Source organism: Pedobacter gandavensis, assembly GCF_032678465.1.
Classification (GTDB): domain Bacteria; phylum Bacteroidota; class Bacteroidia; order Sphingobacteriales; family Sphingobacteriaceae; genus Pedobacter; species Pedobacter gandavensis_B.
In genome coordinates this window covers 328,069-344,338 of sequence record NZ_JAVTSK010000005.1, presented here as the reverse complement: position 1 = coordinate 344,338, position 16,270 = coordinate 328,069, and the positions used below count along the sequence as shown (strand labels likewise).

Below are 16,270 nucleotides of genomic sequence, written 5' to 3'. Positions count from 1 at the left end.
CTGAAGCGGTTTTTTTTTACATGTGAGCAAACGTTTTTATTGAGTAGAAGAAATACCGAATGATAATTTATCAATCTCATTTACTTTAAAATGTTTTTTATACCAATCATTTAGTTCTTCTGTTTTGAACTTTTGTGCACTGTTCACACTTTTAATTAGTTTTTTTCCGGAGATAGCACCATCAGTCCCAGATCTTGCTTCAAACAGAATATAATCTACTACGATTTTATCCTGGGGTTTGGGTCCTTTAAAGGAGAGGATTTTTCCATCTTTTCCAATAATGAAGGGAACAAGGGTTGAGCCCTCTAATGCGTTAAGAAAGGAATTGCAAATTTCATTCTCCAGCAGATAATATGAATTTGAACTGGAGTATTTTTTTTCAAAATCAAGCCATGTCTTTTCATCTGATCCGATATATAAATCTGCAAAAACCACATCAGGATAGTGACTGAATCGCGTTTTCAGGTCTTTGTAGTTTTGATTTTGTGCCGGGCGATTACTAGTGTCGGCCCAAGTATATAAATAGACCGTTTTTCCTGCGAATAAATCTGCAAATAGATGCGTTTTTCCATTTTTATCCAGGAGCTGGAAATTGGATACATTCATATCGATGTGGTCATCGTATTTATTGACCATTTTTTTTGCAATGCCTTTGATCATCATGGTGCAGGATGACTGGCTAATGCTGGTTGTCAGTAATAATAAGTAGAGCAGTTTTTTCATTTGATAGTGGTTGATTATGGATGCTGGTTTTAATGTATTCCCTATGTTAAAGATGATTTAAAGAGCCAAAAGGTTACAGCTACTGAAACAAATACTTTCAGTAGCTGTTCTTTAGGTATCTATTTATTGTAAATCATTTTAAAAAAGAAATTATGGATAAGTTAGAATTAAAAGGAAAATGGAATGAGATTAAAGGAAAGGTAAAACAAGCTTATGCCGATTTGACCGATGACGATTTGAAGTACGAAGAAGGTAAAGAAGATGAAATGTATGGTAAATTACAGCAGAAAACAGGAAAGACCCGTGACGAGTTGGTGACCTGGATAAAGTCACTATAAGTCATAAACCATAGAGCTGAAAAGCCGGATCACCTCGTGATCCGGCTTTTCAGCTTCTTTATAAAGTTAAAAGAGAACGGTTTTCCGTTTTCTCATTTGAGAATGATCAGAATTACAAATTAATAGCCGAAAATCTGTTCTAAACTCAACTTGTTAAGCGTTCCGAACTTCTCCATATCTTCTGTTTTTACCTTTTTATCAGAAGCAACGATACAGTAATTATAAGGCTTATTGGCCACTCGTGTTTCATGGAAAGCCTTGATATCTGTAAATGTTAAAGGTTTTAACTCCTTGTATTCATCGATTCTACCATCATGGTTGATGCCTAATTTTTGATTTGCAAAATAAGCTGCAATGATGGCGTCTTTAGTAATTCTACTCGTTTCAATTGCATTTAAGGCATTGTATTTTGAGGCCTCGAAAGACTTCTCAGATTTTGGAAGATCATTTAGCAACTCATTCATTCCCTTTACAGCCTCATTCATTTTGTCTGCCTGGCTACCTACATAAGCGATCATTGCATATTGCTTGTCCTCGCGATCCGGAGCAGCAAAAACTGCAAAAGTAGAATAGGCCAGTGCTTTAGATTCTCTAATGGTCTGGAATACGATAGAGCCCATACCGCCCCCAAAATAGCTGTTGAAAAGGGTTACTTTTCCTGCAAGATCAGCCTCATATTTGCCGGCATTTCTTACCCAGCGTACCTCAGATTGTACCATGTCGTAGTCTGCGAAATAAACCTGACTTTTCTCATTATTGGTATAAACGAATTTTTTTGCCGCCGGTGTAGCTACAAATGTTGCTGGTAACTTATGCAGTTTGCTGATTTCCGAACTGAAAGTATTTAGGCTTTGAGGACCATAATAAGTGATGGTATGTTGATAGTTCTTCAGATTATGCAAGATCGACAGTAAATCACTTGAGCTGATGTTGTTTACCTCCTGGTTGGTTAAAGTAAAGTTGCTTGGATTTGTTGCCCCATATTGTGCATAGCTCATCAATCCACCCAAAATCGCGGCTTTATTTAATTTGTTGTTTTCTCTGGATTTAAGAATTCTGCTTTTTAATTCAGTTAATGCTTGCTCATTGGCTTTGCAATTGCTCAGAATATGCTCCACTAAACTTACGGCTTTTTCAAAATTCTCTTGTAAACCACTGATGTTAATGGTTGCCACTTCATTGCTCACATTAAAAGAATAGTTACAGGCAATGTTATAAAATTCCTTACTAATATCTTCTGCGCTATATTTATCAGTAGCTAAGAAGGCAAGATATTGGGCAGCATATGGCATCAACTGGTTGTTATATGCACCCATATCGAAGCGATATGACATGCGGAAAATACTATTTTCCTTATTTTCTACAGTGATGACTTCCGCAATACCTGCTTTGCCAAAATTAAGGTCTTTCTGGAAATCTAGGAACTTAGGTGCAATTGGAGCAGAGGGTATTGCCAATAAGTTTTTAGCAAAAGGAGAGGTTTCTGAAGCATTGGTTTGAACTGGAGTAATGGTTGGTTTTTCTACTTTAGCAATGCTCTTATCTTCACCTTTATGTTTGTAAGTCACCACATAATTGTCTTTGAAAAACTGATTCGCAAAATCGATTACCTGTTTTTTAGTGATTTTTGCCATCGCATCCTGTCCATTTAAGGACTTGTCCCATTTGGTCGCACGATTCAGTATAAACTCATTTGTAACTGCTTCTACCCGGAAACTATTGTCGTCAAAGGATTGCAATAAACTCAGTTTTTGATTGGCAACAGTCGCTTTAATCAGTCGCTCATCAAACTCACCTTTTTTAAGAATATTCAACTGATCCAATAGCAATTGTTTGGCCTGTTCTAATGTTTGCCCTTGTTTAGGTTGTGCAGTAAGGAAGAAAATACCATAATCTTTCATTTGCTGATAACCTGCAGATGCACGAAGTACCTTTTGTTGCTTATTTAGGTTAATATCCAATAAGCCTGCTTTACCATTTGAAAGAATGCTGGAAATCAGGTCTAATAATAGACTCTGCTCGGTATTCTCAGCATAACCTCTGTAGGATAACCTTACGCTTTCCGCACTAGGGCCATAAATATCCAATTTCTGGATTTTTGTGAGTGGTTTTTCTGCTGCTGGCTGATACAATTCTACGGGTTTGGCTTTCATGAAAGAAAAAGCCTGATCTACTTTTTTGATCATTTCATCCGGGTTAAAATCTCCCGCCATCGCGATAGCCATATTGTTAGGTACATAGTATTTGTTATAATACTTCCTGATTTCTACCAATGAAGGGTTCTTTAAATGCTCTACAGTGCCTATAGTTGTCTGCTGGCCATAATTATGTGTCGGGAATAATAATTCGGCAGTTTTTTCATTGATTTTCCAGGAATCATCATCCAGCCCTCTGTTTTTTTCCTCATAAACGGCTTCGAGTTCGGTGTGGAATATACGGAAGATTGGGTTGCGGAAGCGCTCTGCCTGCAAGGCCAGGAATTTATCTGTAGCATTTGATGGGAAATCTTCATTGTAAACTGTTTCTTCATACCAGGTATGTGCATTGGTAGATTGCCCGCCAATAGCTTTCATCATCTTATCGTACTCATTGGCAATAGAATAATTAGAAGCTTCGCCAGATATTTTATCAATCTGCGCGTAAATTTCTTTACGTTTTGCCGGGTCAGTAGTTTTATTGTACTGCTCATAAAGCGCATCAATTTTATCCAATAAAGGTTTCTCTTTTGCGAAATCCAGCGTGCCAAATTTATCAGTTCCTTTAAACAATAAATGCTCCAGATAATGTGCCAATCCGGTTGCAGTACGGGGATCTGTATTGCTTCCCGCTCTCACACTCATGCGAAATTCGATAGTTGGTTCCTTTGTGTTTGGCGACAAAATCACTGTCAGCCCGTTTTTTAAGGTATAAAAACGTGATTTTGTGGGATCGTTGGTTACATACTTATAAGTATATCCACCCGAGCTCGCCGTCTTCCACTGAAAACCGGACTGAGCCATTAAACTCGTTCCTGCAATTAAAAAACAGGCGAGTAGCAGTAGTTTTTTCTTCATGTTGATGATAAGTTATACTTCAAATATACTTGGAATTAGATTATTCCTTAACATTCTATCTAATTCTTGTATTTTTGTATGATGAAGAAGCAAAATGCTAAACCTAACATATTAGTCGTAAATGATGATGGCATCACAGCACCGGGAATTAAAAACCTGATTGAAGTGATGAGAGAGCTGGGTAACGTAGTGGTAGTTGCACCGGATGGACCGCAATCTGGAATGGGACATGCCATTACGATTGGAAAACCACTGCGTTTCGATCGAGTTGATCTTTATGAAGGCGTAGAGATGTACAAATGTTCAGGAACTCCTGTAGACTGCGTAAAGCTGGCTGTAAATAAGATCTTTAAAGGTCAGAAACCAGATTTATGTGTGTCCGGAATTAACCATGGCTTGAACAACTCCATCAACGTTATTTATTCAGGTACAATGTCTGCTGCAGTAGAAGGTGCTATAGAAGGCATTCCTTCGATCGGATTTTCATTGGATGACTTTTCGGAAGCCGCCGATTTTAGTCATACTAAGCGATTTATTAAGGTCATCTCTGAAGAAGTATTGAAGAATGGATTGCCACAGGCTACCTTACTCAATGTGAATTTCCCAAAGGGACCGGAATTAAAAGGAATAAAAATTTGCCGTCAGGCAAATGCAAAATGGGCAGAGGATTTCGACGAGCGTAAAGATCCTTACCAACGTCCTTATTACTGGTTAACCGGGGTTTTCCAGAATAATGATAAGGGAGAAGATACAGATGTGTGGGCGTTGGAACATGGTTTTGTCTCTGTAGTTCCTGTTCAATTTGATTTAACGGCACATCATGCCATTCCTGTATTGAACACCTGGACATTTGATGTTTAATCGGGTTAAAGATTCGGTATTTATAGGACTGGGAGTAGGTATACTGGCTCCCGGTATTCTTGGCAGTATTTCCTGGTACCTTATGCACAGGTTTGTTTTTTTGGCCAAAGCCGATTTACTGCTGATCGCCTCTATTGCCGTTAACGCTTTATTACTCCAATATTTTTTTAAAATCAACAAGGAAAATACAGGCAGAGGCATCATCAGTGCCACTTTTATATGGGCTTTCCTCTTCTTTTTCTATAAAATTAATCAATAATGAGATACTATTTAGTAGCTGGAGAAGCCTCCGGAGATTTGCATGGCGCGAACTTAATGAAAGCGTTGAAAGTCGAAGATTCAGCTGCTGAGTTTCGCTATTATGGTGGTGATAAAATGAAAACAGAAGGTGGAGTATTGAAAAAACATTACTCGGAAATGGCCTTTATGGGCTTTACTGAAGTCTTGATGAATTTAAGAACAATTTTCAGAAATATGAAAGCCTGTAAAGCTGATGTTTTGGCTTATCAACCTGATGTTCTGATCCTGATTGACTTCCCGGGCTTTAATCTGAAAATTGCTGAATTTGCCAAAGCAAATGGTATTAAAGTCGCTTATTACATCTCACCAAAAGTATGGGCATGGAATCAGAATAGGGTGTTAAAGATCAAAAAGATAGTAGACAGGCTGTTTTGTATCTTGCCTTTTGAAGTTGATTTTTACAAAGGCTGGGGGATGGAGGTGGATTATGTAGGAAATCCTTTATTGGATGAAATTACACAGTTTATACCAGACCCTGATTTTAAATCTAAATATCAGTTTAACAAAGAAATTATTGCTTTGTTGCCTGGAAGTAGAAAGCAAGAAATTGAACGCTTGTTGCCAGATATGCTAAGTGTAACTGCTGCTTTTCCTGATCAGCAGTTTGTGGTAGCTGCCGCACCTAGTTTCGACGAAGCTTATTATCAACAATTTATAAATACTGAAAACGTCACCCTGGTTTTCGGGCAAACCTATCAATTGCTTCATGTGGCCAAAGCAGCGATCGTTGCTTCGGGAACAGCCACCCTGGAAACCGCATTATTCCATGTGCCACAGGTGGTAGTGTATCGTGGAGGGAAAATCTCTGTTGCGATTGCACGTATGCTGGTCAAAATCCGCTTTATTTCCCTGGTCAACCTCATTATGGACCGTAAAGTTGTGACCGAGCTTATTCAGGAAGATTGTAATACTCAACAAATCACAGCTACTGTTAAAGACTTGCTTCATGGTGAAGTCAGAAGCACTATGTTGGCAGATTACGCAGAATTATCTAAGAAAATGGGAACTGCAGGCGCTTCTGAACGAACTGCAAAACTCATTATTTCGTATCTAAAAGGCCATTAAAAGCTCCAAGAGCCTGATTTACATTTAGTTTTACATATTGTTTGATATTTAGGAATTATTCTTTATCATTGATTTAGTAAAACGTATTAGTACATTACTAGTGCTTTTAATAAAACGATCATTAACCAAAATATGACCAGATATGAATGATTCTACTTTTATTACAGAAACCGTTGTCTTTTTTTTAAAACGTATTAGCTTAGGTTTTTAGCAATACCCCAACCATTTATTAGCTGAGGCAGTAATTCTCAGCATACTAGGAACCTGATTTGACATCGGGAAGGGAAATCTATGCTTTTTTATTAGATAATTAATAAAACGAATTACTAGTGCCAATTAACCTGATATTTTCATTTAACTCATCTGTATGAATACATAAGCTAACTAGACTAAAATGCTAAATCTTTAATATGATTTGGTTCCCTTTATCCACCAAGTGTTCACACACAGGAGTTTGCATGTAGGGAATGCAAGACAACCAAATAAAAACCTAAATATAAATACCAATGAACATTAAAAACTTAGTTTTTGCAGGGCTTCCTTTGCTCTGTTTAACGGGGATGCAGGCTCAGGCCACTCCTGCAGAGCTGATGCTAAAAGCAGCAAAATCCCATTCTACTTTTTTGTTTCCGAATGATGTAGTACAGAAAATATTAATCACCGGAACTGTCCTGGATGAAAATTCTCAACCTGTCCCAGGAGTAGGTGTGAAATCAATAAAAAATAACAAATCTACAGTTACTGATGCTGCAGGTAGATTCAGTATCGAAGTAGAAAATGCGACGGATCAGTTGTCGTTCAGTTATATTGGTTATGAAACCCAAACCCGTCAGGCAGGATCTGGTACCAGCCCTTTACAGATTAAACTAAAACCGGCAGCAGGAGTGAATTTGGATGATGTAGTGGTGGTAGGCTATGGAACCAGGAAGAAATCTGATTTAACAGGTGCTGTGGGTTCCGTGAAAGAGGAACAATTGAAAGAACGTCCGGCGGCATCTTTAAATCAAGCGCTGGCCGGACGTATTCCAGGGGTACAGGTGAACTCTAACTCGGGACGTCCGGGTGGTCAGACCAATATCCGTATCCGTGGTTTCAGTTCCATTAAAACCACAAATAATCCCTTGTATGTAGTGGATGGAGTGGTGCTTCCGGTTGGTTCACAAACGCAAAGTAGCAATGCCATTGACTTCCTGAATCCAGGTGATATTGCTTCAGTTGAAGTGTTGAAAGATGCATCTTCAGTAGCAATTTACGGTGCCAGAGGTGCAAATGGGGTGATCCTGATCACCACTAAAAAAGGAACGAATACGGGAAATCGAATTTCTTATGATGTCGATTTTAGTGTACCTACGATCGGACCAAAACGTGTGAAAATGTTGAATGCCCAGGAATTCATTGATGTCGAGAATTTGGCCTATGATAATGCTAAAATCTATGATCCTGTAGGATGGGCAGATAATAAATATACGGATCCAAGAATAAAAAGGAAAAACTTACCACTGCTTTTCGATAGCAATGGAAATCCTTTATATGATACAGATTGGTTTAAAGAGGCGACTCAGAATAAGTTGTCTCAAAATCATCAGCTCGGATTTACTGGTGGTAACGCAGAAAATAGCTATGGTTTATTCCTGAACTACAGAGATGACAATGGATTGTTGAAAAACTCTTACTTGAAACGTTATTCAGGAAGGCTTGTTATGGACAGTCAGATGAAAAAATGGTTGAAAGTAGGAGGAAGCCTAAACTATACCAATCAAACGGAAAACCTGGTAGATATTGGTACAGGAGGATTGAATTCAGTAAGGATGATTACAGAAAGTTTCCCTTTTCTACCGGTTAAATATCCTGATGGCAGTTGGGCTGATAACCAAAATTACCCAGGCGCGGAAGGCGGATCCAATCCTGTACATATCTTAACAGATCGCAAGTATTTATTACAAACACAAAGTGTTTTAGGGAATACCTATGCCAATATTAATCTTGCAGAAGGCCTGGAATTCCGCTCTGTTTTAGGTGCAAATGTGGTCACACGTGGTCGTTCTGAATACAATGGACGTAGTCTTTATGGAATCTCTTTTGATCAGAAAGGAACTGCAACTTTAGACAATAACAGAGAAACTTACTGGTCATTTGAAAATTACCTGACCTATAACAAGCGTTTTTCCAAGGACCATGCAATTACTGGATTATTAGGTTTGTCCTGGCAGGAAACAAATATCTTTGGTTTTGCTACGGGTGCAGAGAATTTCTCTAGTGATTATCCACAATTTAATAATCTGATTGGTGGAAGTAAAGTGACTCCTGGAACTTCAAGGGCAGAGCGTTTTTCATTTAACTCTTACTTCGGTCGTTTAAATTATAGTTTCAAAGATAAATACCTGTTCACCGCTACTGGTCGTGCAGATGCCTCCTCTAAATTTGGTGCGAATAGTAAATATTCCTTCTTCCCATCTGCTGCTGTAGCATGGAAAGCCTCAGAGGAAGATTTTATCAAAGGAAGCAGTGTGATTTCTAATTTGAAATTACGTGCAAGTTATGGGGTAACAGGTAACTCTGAAATTCCTAGTTATCTGCCATTAGGTGTTTTAGGTTCCAACTATGCTGCCATTATTAATGATACGAGAGTAGGTGGGGTAGGGATCAACCGCCTGGCTAATCCAGATTTGAAATGGGAAAAGACAGGCCAGTCAGACATAGGCGTCGAATTGGGATTATTCAATAACAGAATTAACCTGGAGGTGGATCTTTATTACCGTAAAACTACAGACATGCTACTGGATGCTCCCGTACCCTTAAGTAGCGGTTATAGCTCTATCACCAAAAATATTGGTAGTATGGAAAATAAAGGTCTGGAACTCGCCATCAATACTGTAAACGTAAGTACTGATGACTTTACCTGGAATACCAGTTTTAATATTTCTATGAACAGAAATAAAGTGCTTTCCCTGGCTACACCTTCTGATATTTTTGGTGTAGGAAACCCTGGATTTACCAATGAAACAGGCATCATCAGGGTAGGGCAACCAGTAGGTTCATTCTGGGGATTAACCCGTCTGGGTACCTGGAGCGAAAGCGAACGTGCTGAAGCTGCTAAATACAACTATAGAGCAGGTAAGCCAGTGCTTCCTGGAGATATTAAATACCTGGATAAAAATGGAGACTACCAGATCAATGATGATGATCGTGGAATCATTGGTAACGGTAGCCCTAAAGCATGGGGTGCATTCTCTAATACATTTAAGTATAAAAACTTAGACCTGACTATTGAACTTCAATATTCTGCAGGGAATGATGTGTTGAATATGACTTTACACTCTGCTGAAGATCGTGTAGGTATTGCGAATAGTTATGCTACGGTGTTAAACGCATGGACTCCACAAAACCAAAACACGCCAATCGCTGCAATTCGTGACACCAGAGCCGGTTATGTGACCAATGTAGACAGTCATTGGGTAGAAGACGGTTCATTTATCCGTGGTAGAAACCTTTTACTGGGTTATACTTTTGCGGAAAGTATCACCAAAAAATTGAAAATAAGCAGAATGAGAATTTATGGTAGTGTGCAGAACTTCTTCCTTGCGACTAAATTCTCTGGAAATGATCCTGAAGTAACCACTTATTCCAATGCTTTTGCACAGGGACAAACGTTCTTCGATTATCCTAAGCCAACTACATTTATGCTGGGCCTAAATGTGAGTTTATAGTTGTAAAAATTGTCAATACTAATTAAAAGATCATGAAATTAAATATAAAATCTTCAAGTAAAATCCTCCTGATTGCAATGGTGGTGCTTGGAACCGGATGTAAAAAATTCCTGGATCAACAAGATCCCTCAAATTTAACTCCGGAAACCTATTATACCATTCCTGAGCATGCCGAAGCCTCTATTGCAGCTGGTTATGCACAAACACGTTTTATCGGTAATGGTGCAGGTATATTCGCGGCGAATTTCTCTATGTTGGAATTGGTAACAGGTACCGCAAAGTCTGAAACCGGACAAAACTCGGATATAAATAACCTTGCTGGTTTATCTTTTACCGGAGAGAACTTATTGGTTCGAAACTGGTGGGCCGGTTTATACAATGTCATTGCCCAAACCAACCTTACTTTAGATAAAGTACCTGGAATTAATCCGATGGATGCAACCAGAAAAGCACAGGTGCTTGGTGAAGCAAGATTTTTACGTGCATGGGCTTACTTTTATCTGGTAAGACTATATGGTGATGTACCATTGATTCTTTTACCTCAGTCCACTAATTCTCCAGATTTTTATCCTACAAGAACTGCAACTGAAGCCGTTTATGCACAAATTGTAGAAGATTTAAAAGTTGCTGAAACTGCGGGATTACCCTGGCAACAGGCTAGTGGTACGGCAAGTAAGGGGGCTGCGAAAGCTTTATTGGCTAAAGTCTATTTAACCATGGCTGGATTTCCTTTAAATAAAGGTGCCGCTTATTACAAACTGGCAGCAGATAAATCTTTGGAAGTGATTACTGATGGTGGTTTCGGCTTGTTTGATACCTATGGAGAACTTCATAGCCTGACCACAGAGAATAGAAAAGAACACATGTTCGAAATTCAATACCTGGCCTCAGTAGCAACAAATCCAATGCAACAATTGTTATTGCCGAATTTCAAGGATGTGTCTGCTTATAGTGATGAGGTAGGCAGTACTGTACCAACAACTACTTTTTATAATTCTTATGAGGCAGGAGATTTAAGAGCTAAGGATAGAGAAGGATTCTTTTACACTTCTTATTATACAGGTGGTGATGGTGCCCTAAAACAATTGAATGCCCCATATATCTTTAAACATTTTGATGTCGTAGCCAATGGAACTTTAGGTGTGAAAGGTACGGCTCAGAGTAGTTTAAACTGGCCACAAATTCGGTATGCAGAAGTTTTACTTACTTACGCGGAAGCACAAAACCGTGCTGACGGAGCACCAAATGTCGCCGCATATGATGCGATAAATAGAATCAGAAGACGTGCGGTGTTAACACCATTATCAGGCTTGGGTCAGACACAGTTTGAAGAAGCTGTATGGCGCGAACGTTGGCATGAGCTGTGCTATGAAGGAATTACCTGGTTCGATATGCTGCGCTTAAGAAAAGTATACAACGAAAGCACTAATGGCTTTGATAACTTCGTAGGACATCCATTCCCGGAAACTCCGAATGTAATTCTGAGAGAGAAACACTTATTGTTTCCAATACCAACGGTGGATTATAAGAACAATCCTAACTTGAGACCTCAGAATCCAGGTTATTAATCAATTGAAAACACAAAAAAACAGGCTGCCCATTTATGGGCAGCCTGTTTTTTTATTGCTGTTTTTTAGAAGGGATTTATTCTTCATTTTTACTCTTGACAGATTCCAACATATGGTCCAAGATGGTACGGTCAAGCACAGTTCCTTTTGCAACTACCGCATAGATTTTTTGAGTGGCAGAAATATTTTGCAGAGGATTTTCATCCAATAGAAGGATATCCGCTTTTTTTCCTTTTTGAAGGCTTCCATATTCTTTTTTGTTGAAGTAGGAAGGTGAGTTGATGACTGAAGCTTGCAATGCCTGTAAAGGAGTTAAACCATATTTCACCATTAATTCCAATTCTTTATGTAAACCAATACCTGGATATGTGTAAGAGTTTAAGTAGCCCGCATCCGTTCCTGCCATTATTTTTACGCCAGCCTTTTGCAACAGCGGCAGTGTTTTAACAGTCTTTTCAAATAACAGGTGTCTGAATTCAATAGCTTCCGAATTGTCTTGCTCTATTCTTTTCACACGACCCACATAGGTCTGCTGGAGTCCTTTACCAATATATTTAAGGTAATCGTCATTTTTATGATTGTCTTTTTCAAAATAGGCGAGAATATAGCTGAGGGATAAGGTTGGTGTGAGGTACATGCCATGTTTTGCCATATTTTTATAGGTAGCCAATGCTGCGGTCTCATCAAAAGTATCCATTACTTTTTGATTAAACGCTTTTCCCTTTAGCCGGCCTTCCGCAACTGCTTTAGAGATTTCTTTTTCCTGACCAGATGCTGCTTTGAGTGCGTAGCCAAGGTGTTCTACCGAGGTTAAGCCTGCTCCTGCAATTTGCTCCATACTGAGGGCATTTGGAATATGTGCTGATACTTTAAACCCTGCTGCACGGGCCAGACGGATACTTTCTAAGAATAGTGGAGGACTCAGCGTATTGTCAGTGATTTTCACAAAATCCACTTTCATCTTCTTCAAAGAATCTAACGCGTCCAGGATTTCTTTGGTATTGCCCACTTCTATATCACCAATCCAGCTAGAATTATAGCCCTCTAATTTTGGACCAGAGGTAAAGATGGTGGGTCCCTGAAGTTTTCCATTTGCAATTTCATCCCTCCATTGCAATACACTCGGACTAATATCTGCCGCCGCATCCCTAATAGTGGTAATGCCATAGGCAAGATATAAAGGCAAAAGATTTTTGTTTTCTTCAATCAGCTGAGTACCTCCACCAAAATGCATATGGTTATCCCAAAGTCCGGGCATTAGAAATTTCCCTGTGGCATCCAATGTTTGTGAAGCTGTGTATCCCGACAATTGCTGATCCTTGAATACTGCGGTAATGACACCATCCTTTATGGCGATACTTTGTTTGGGGATCAGCTTTCCTGTTTTTATATCGATAATGGTAGCTGACTTGATTAATAAATCAGCTGTTTTTCTTTGTGCAAAGGTAACCTGGGCAAAAAATAAAGCCAGAATTATCATTTGTAAATTTTTCATATATTACTTTTTTAATGCTGCTTTTTCAAGTAGGCTTATGATCTCTTTGAAGTTTCTTTGTTTTGCATGATCCAGAGCGCTGACTCCTTCTTTGTCTTTAATTGCCAAGTTGGCTCCGGCATCAATTAATAGCTGTATAATTTTCACTTGCTTTGCAGATCCATCTCCTAAAATTACAGCTTCCAGTAAGGCAGTCCAGCCCAACCGATTGATATGGTCGATCGGAAAGGTTTTATCTTTTAACAGTTCTTCTACAACAGCAACATGTCCTTTTTCGCAGGCAGGGATTAAGGCTGTCCCATTATACCTGTTAAAAACCCGGTAATCCGCTCCGCCGCTTAAACATAATTTAACGATTTCCAGATGTCCGGACGCACCAGCATATAAAAATGGACTGTTCAACATATTGTCCTGAGTATTTACATTGGCTCCGGCTGCAATTAATAACCTGGTCATAGGAATCTGATTAAGGTATGTTGCCGCCATTAGCGGCGTTTCTCCTTTTTTGTTTTTCAGTTCCAGATTTGGTTTCCCGGCTAGCCATAGTCTTAATCTTGGTATGTCTTGTCTGACAATGATTTGGAAGATGTCTTCTGTAGTTTTGGTCATAGTTTTTTCCTGGGAACAGGCCGTTAAGGTGTTTAAGCTGAATAACAGCGAACACAATAGTAAAGTCGCGCGATATTTCATACGCAAATTTATCTTTCCAAAAATAAACGGAGTAGGACAGATTAGCACATCACGGGTACTAATTATTCATTTTGCGAAATTCCTGTGGAGATAGGTCTGTATATTTTTTGAAAAACCTCGAAAAATAGGAAGCATCATTAAATCCGAGGGTGTAGGCGATCTCTTTAATGTCTAGCGGTGTGAGGCTGAGCAACCTTTTTGCCTCCAGTAAAATCCGTTCTCTGATCAAATCACCTGCAGTTACACCTGCTTTTTTTCGACATACCTGATTGAGGTAATTTGCAGTTACACTCATTTCATTGGCGTAAAATCCAACTTCACTATGATCGGTATAATGATTTTCGAGTAGGGCCAGAAAATGATTGATAATTCGGTGATCCGGAGCGTATTCGTGTACATCAAAATTTTCAGAATACCATCTTTTTAAAAGCAAAAGTACGACTTGCAGGCGGGTTTGAATCAGGTCAATATGTAAGTCGTCTGCAAGCTTTTCCTCTTTTTCTATTTGTTGCAATTCCAGAATTAAAGCCAGGTATTGTTCATTGTGTAGGAGGAGGTAAGGTGCTGCAGATAAATTGAAATATGGTAAACGATGTTTACCTGATAATAAAAATTTCATAGAAAACAGGATTTGATATCCCGACGTATCCGGGGAAAGATCCCATTGATGGGCTTGCCCTGGTGCTAGGAAGAAGACCATTTGATCCTCTACCTGATGTTCTTTAAAATCTATGGTATGGGTTCCACTTCCTTTTTCAACCAATAAAATCATGTAAAAATCATGCTTATGAGCATGTGGAATAATGGTCTGATTGATTGGTTGGTGGTGGACAAGCTTAAAATCTTCCTTTGTATAGGGAAGGTTGAATATTTGTTCAATGCCTACAGTTGGTAATAGCATTTAAAGGGCCAATGAATAAGATCAGGCATTTTAAAGATATAAATAATTGTAATATGCTTTAGGAATTTGGGGAAGTATCTTTTTTGTTGGAGAATATTCCTCTCTGAGCGATGTTGAATTAATGATTATGGAATTTTCAATGATTGAATTTTGATAGAATAATGCGCACATGATTTTGTGAGTATGGACCAACTTAGCATTTGATTAAAGATTATAATATTTCAGAATGAATAGAATTAACCACTTACTACTTGTATCATGGAAATTAAGGGACTTAAAAATTATGCATTGAAAAATAAGCTATTGGTGATTGTTTTATTATTGTTGTCCAGTTTGGCCATCTATAAATTTGGACACATGGTTGGCAAATTTGCCTATTATCTATTGAATTGATCCACCTCTTTTCATATTCTTTTGAAGAGGTTCAAATCATCTGATGTATTTGGTCAGGATTATCATTATGAATCAATGTCCTTCCAATTTTTTGAGTATATAAGGAATTGATTTATAAATTCATCTCAGGTTGTAGAATGCTTTCCTAAACCTGGGATGAACTGTTTTTTGTGAGTACTAAAAATTAATCACAGATATAAGTGAATTTAAATTCTTCTGAAAAAGGATCACTAACTGGAAGTGTTGTCTGAATAGCTTTTACACTGGTCACATTCTTTTTAACATCTTTTAGGTATGTAAACTGTAGTGTAGCGGTTCTGTTGTATTCAGCGGTTTTATAGGTCTCTACGATCACATATTTTGCAGGCAGATTTTTAGATCTTTTGCCTAGGAAAGCGGTGAGTTCATCTGTTTCGTCAGGTAAAAATGAATTATATAGTTTGGCAAAAACAGCTTGGTTATTCAATAATTCATCAGTGTAAGTGATATTGGTGGTAACGTTGAATTCTAAGCCTGAATTATCCACTCTTTCATTGACAACTTTTATCAGATTTCCGTTGGCATAAGAATAGGTTACAGTAGTAATAGAACTATTGTCTTCGTGATCCGTTTCTTTTGTTTGAACTAAATATCCTTCGGCATTGTAGCTGCAAGTCACTCCAGGTCTGTCAGGATCTTCAATTACAGTTATAATTCTTCCTTTTGCATCAAGTTTATAAGTGTTAATCTCATTTTCTTTTCCAAAATTAAAAATTTCTTCCTCATTGGATGTGATTTTATCTTTCTCATAGATGAAGGTTTGAAAATGTGTTGATTTTTCAGTGTCATAATCTATTCTGGAAATGTTAGAATTTTGGTCGTAAGTATAAAACCTTTTCACGTTATTATAAGAGTTTATATCTTCTGAGCTTTTAAGGATACATTCTTTTACTGTTATTTCCTCAGGTCCTGGTTCATTTTTATCTTTTGAGCAGGAGGAAATAGTAAGGATACCGATTGCAGAGAGCATTAGAAATACTTTTTTCATTTGTTGTTTTAATGTTTTTATCGAATGTCCCTATTCGATTGGGTTTAGGTTTGAGTAGCGTAGGACTTAATTGAAAGGTTAAACTCGTTCTTGTTATAAAAACACTTCATTTCTATTTTTGATAGTTAAGAAGAATTGATTTCCGTTTG

The 16,270-nt window shown here is 38.2% G+C and carries 12 protein-coding genes; 6 read left to right on the top strand and 6 right to left on the bottom strand.

The features are described 5' to 3' along the window. Positions 1-36: 36 nt before the first annotated feature. Positions 37-723 (bottom strand): hypothetical protein, encoded by a 687-nt coding sequence (locus tag R2Q94_RS11855; RefSeq protein WP_316821672.1) that lies wholly within the window; start codon positions 721-723, stop codon positions 37-39. 152 nt (positions 724-875) lie between these two features. On the opposite strand from R2Q94_RS11855, the gene R2Q94_RS11850 reads away from it, so the two are divergent. Beyond that, positions 876-1,061, top strand: a complete 186-nt coding sequence (locus tag R2Q94_RS11850; RefSeq protein WP_182961655.1) for a CsbD family protein — start codon at positions 876-878, stop codon at positions 1,059-1,061. Between the two features lie 119 nt (positions 1,062-1,180). Here R2Q94_RS11850 and R2Q94_RS11845 read toward each other — a convergent pair whose 3' ends face one another. Continuing rightward, positions 1,181-4,114, bottom strand: coding sequence for a M16 family metallopeptidase (locus R2Q94_RS11845; RefSeq protein ID WP_316821671.1), 2,934 nt, complete (start codon positions 4,112-4,114; stop codon positions 1,181-1,183). Positions 4,115-4,195: 81 nt separating this feature from the next. Here R2Q94_RS11845 and surE point away from each other — a divergent pair, with 81 nt between their 5' ends. From surE to R2Q94_RS11820, 5 genes are all read left to right on the top strand, one after another. After that, positions 4,196-4,975 carry a 5'/3'-nucleotidase SurE gene (gene surE, locus R2Q94_RS11840; protein ID WP_316821727.1) on the top strand — a complete coding sequence of 260 codons (780 nt, stop codon included), beginning with the start codon at positions 4,196-4,198 and terminating at the stop codon, positions 4,973-4,975. Then, positions 4,968-5,234, top strand: a complete 267-nt coding sequence (locus R2Q94_RS11835; protein ID WP_316821726.1) for a stationary phase survival protein SurE — start codon at positions 4,968-4,970, stop codon at positions 5,232-5,234. Before surE ends, R2Q94_RS11835 begins: the two co-directional genes overlap by 8 nt. Next, positions 5,234-6,340, top strand: coding sequence for a lipid-A-disaccharide synthase (gene lpxB, locus R2Q94_RS11830; protein WP_316821670.1), 1,107 nt, complete (start codon positions 5,234-5,236; stop codon positions 6,338-6,340). Before R2Q94_RS11835 ends, lpxB begins: the two co-directional genes overlap by 1 nt. A 506-nt stretch (positions 6,341-6,846) precedes the next feature. Then, positions 6,847-10,047: a TonB-dependent receptor gene (locus R2Q94_RS11825; RefSeq protein ID WP_316821669.1), complete on the top strand. Its 3,201-nt coding sequence runs from the start codon at positions 6,847-6,849 to the stop codon at positions 10,045-10,047. A gap of 32 nt (positions 10,048-10,079) precedes the next feature. Beyond that, entirely contained in the window at positions 10,080-11,615 is a 1,536-nt protein-coding gene (locus R2Q94_RS11820) for a RagB/SusD family nutrient uptake outer membrane protein (protein WP_316821668.1), read from the top strand. A gap of 76 nt (positions 11,616-11,691) precedes the next feature. On the opposite strand, the gene R2Q94_RS11815 is transcribed toward R2Q94_RS11820, so the two are convergent. The 4 genes from R2Q94_RS11815 to R2Q94_RS11800 all read right to left on the bottom strand — a co-directional run bounded on the left by R2Q94_RS11815 (position 11,692) and on the right by R2Q94_RS11800 (position 16,121). After that, the gene (locus R2Q94_RS11815) at positions 11,692-13,110 is read right to left on the bottom strand and encodes an amidohydrolase family protein (protein ID WP_316821667.1); all 1,419 of its coding nucleotides are present in this window, start codon (positions 13,108-13,110) and stop codon (positions 11,692-11,694) included. A 3-nt stretch (positions 13,111-13,113) separates the two neighbouring features. Next, positions 13,114-13,800 (bottom strand): ankyrin repeat domain-containing protein, encoded by a 687-nt coding sequence (locus tag R2Q94_RS11810; RefSeq protein WP_316821666.1) that lies wholly within the window; start codon positions 13,798-13,800, stop codon positions 13,114-13,116. 58 nt (positions 13,801-13,858) lie between these two features. After that, complete coding sequence (locus R2Q94_RS11805) at positions 13,859-14,701, bottom strand: helix-turn-helix domain-containing protein (protein ID WP_316821665.1); 843 nt, start codon at positions 14,699-14,701, stop codon at positions 13,859-13,861. A 577-nt stretch (positions 14,702-15,278) separates the two neighbouring features. Beyond that, positions 15,279-16,121, bottom strand: coding sequence for a hypothetical protein (locus R2Q94_RS11800; RefSeq protein WP_316821664.1), 843 nt, complete (start codon positions 16,119-16,121; stop codon positions 15,279-15,281). Positions 16,122-16,270 lie beyond the last annotated feature (149 nt).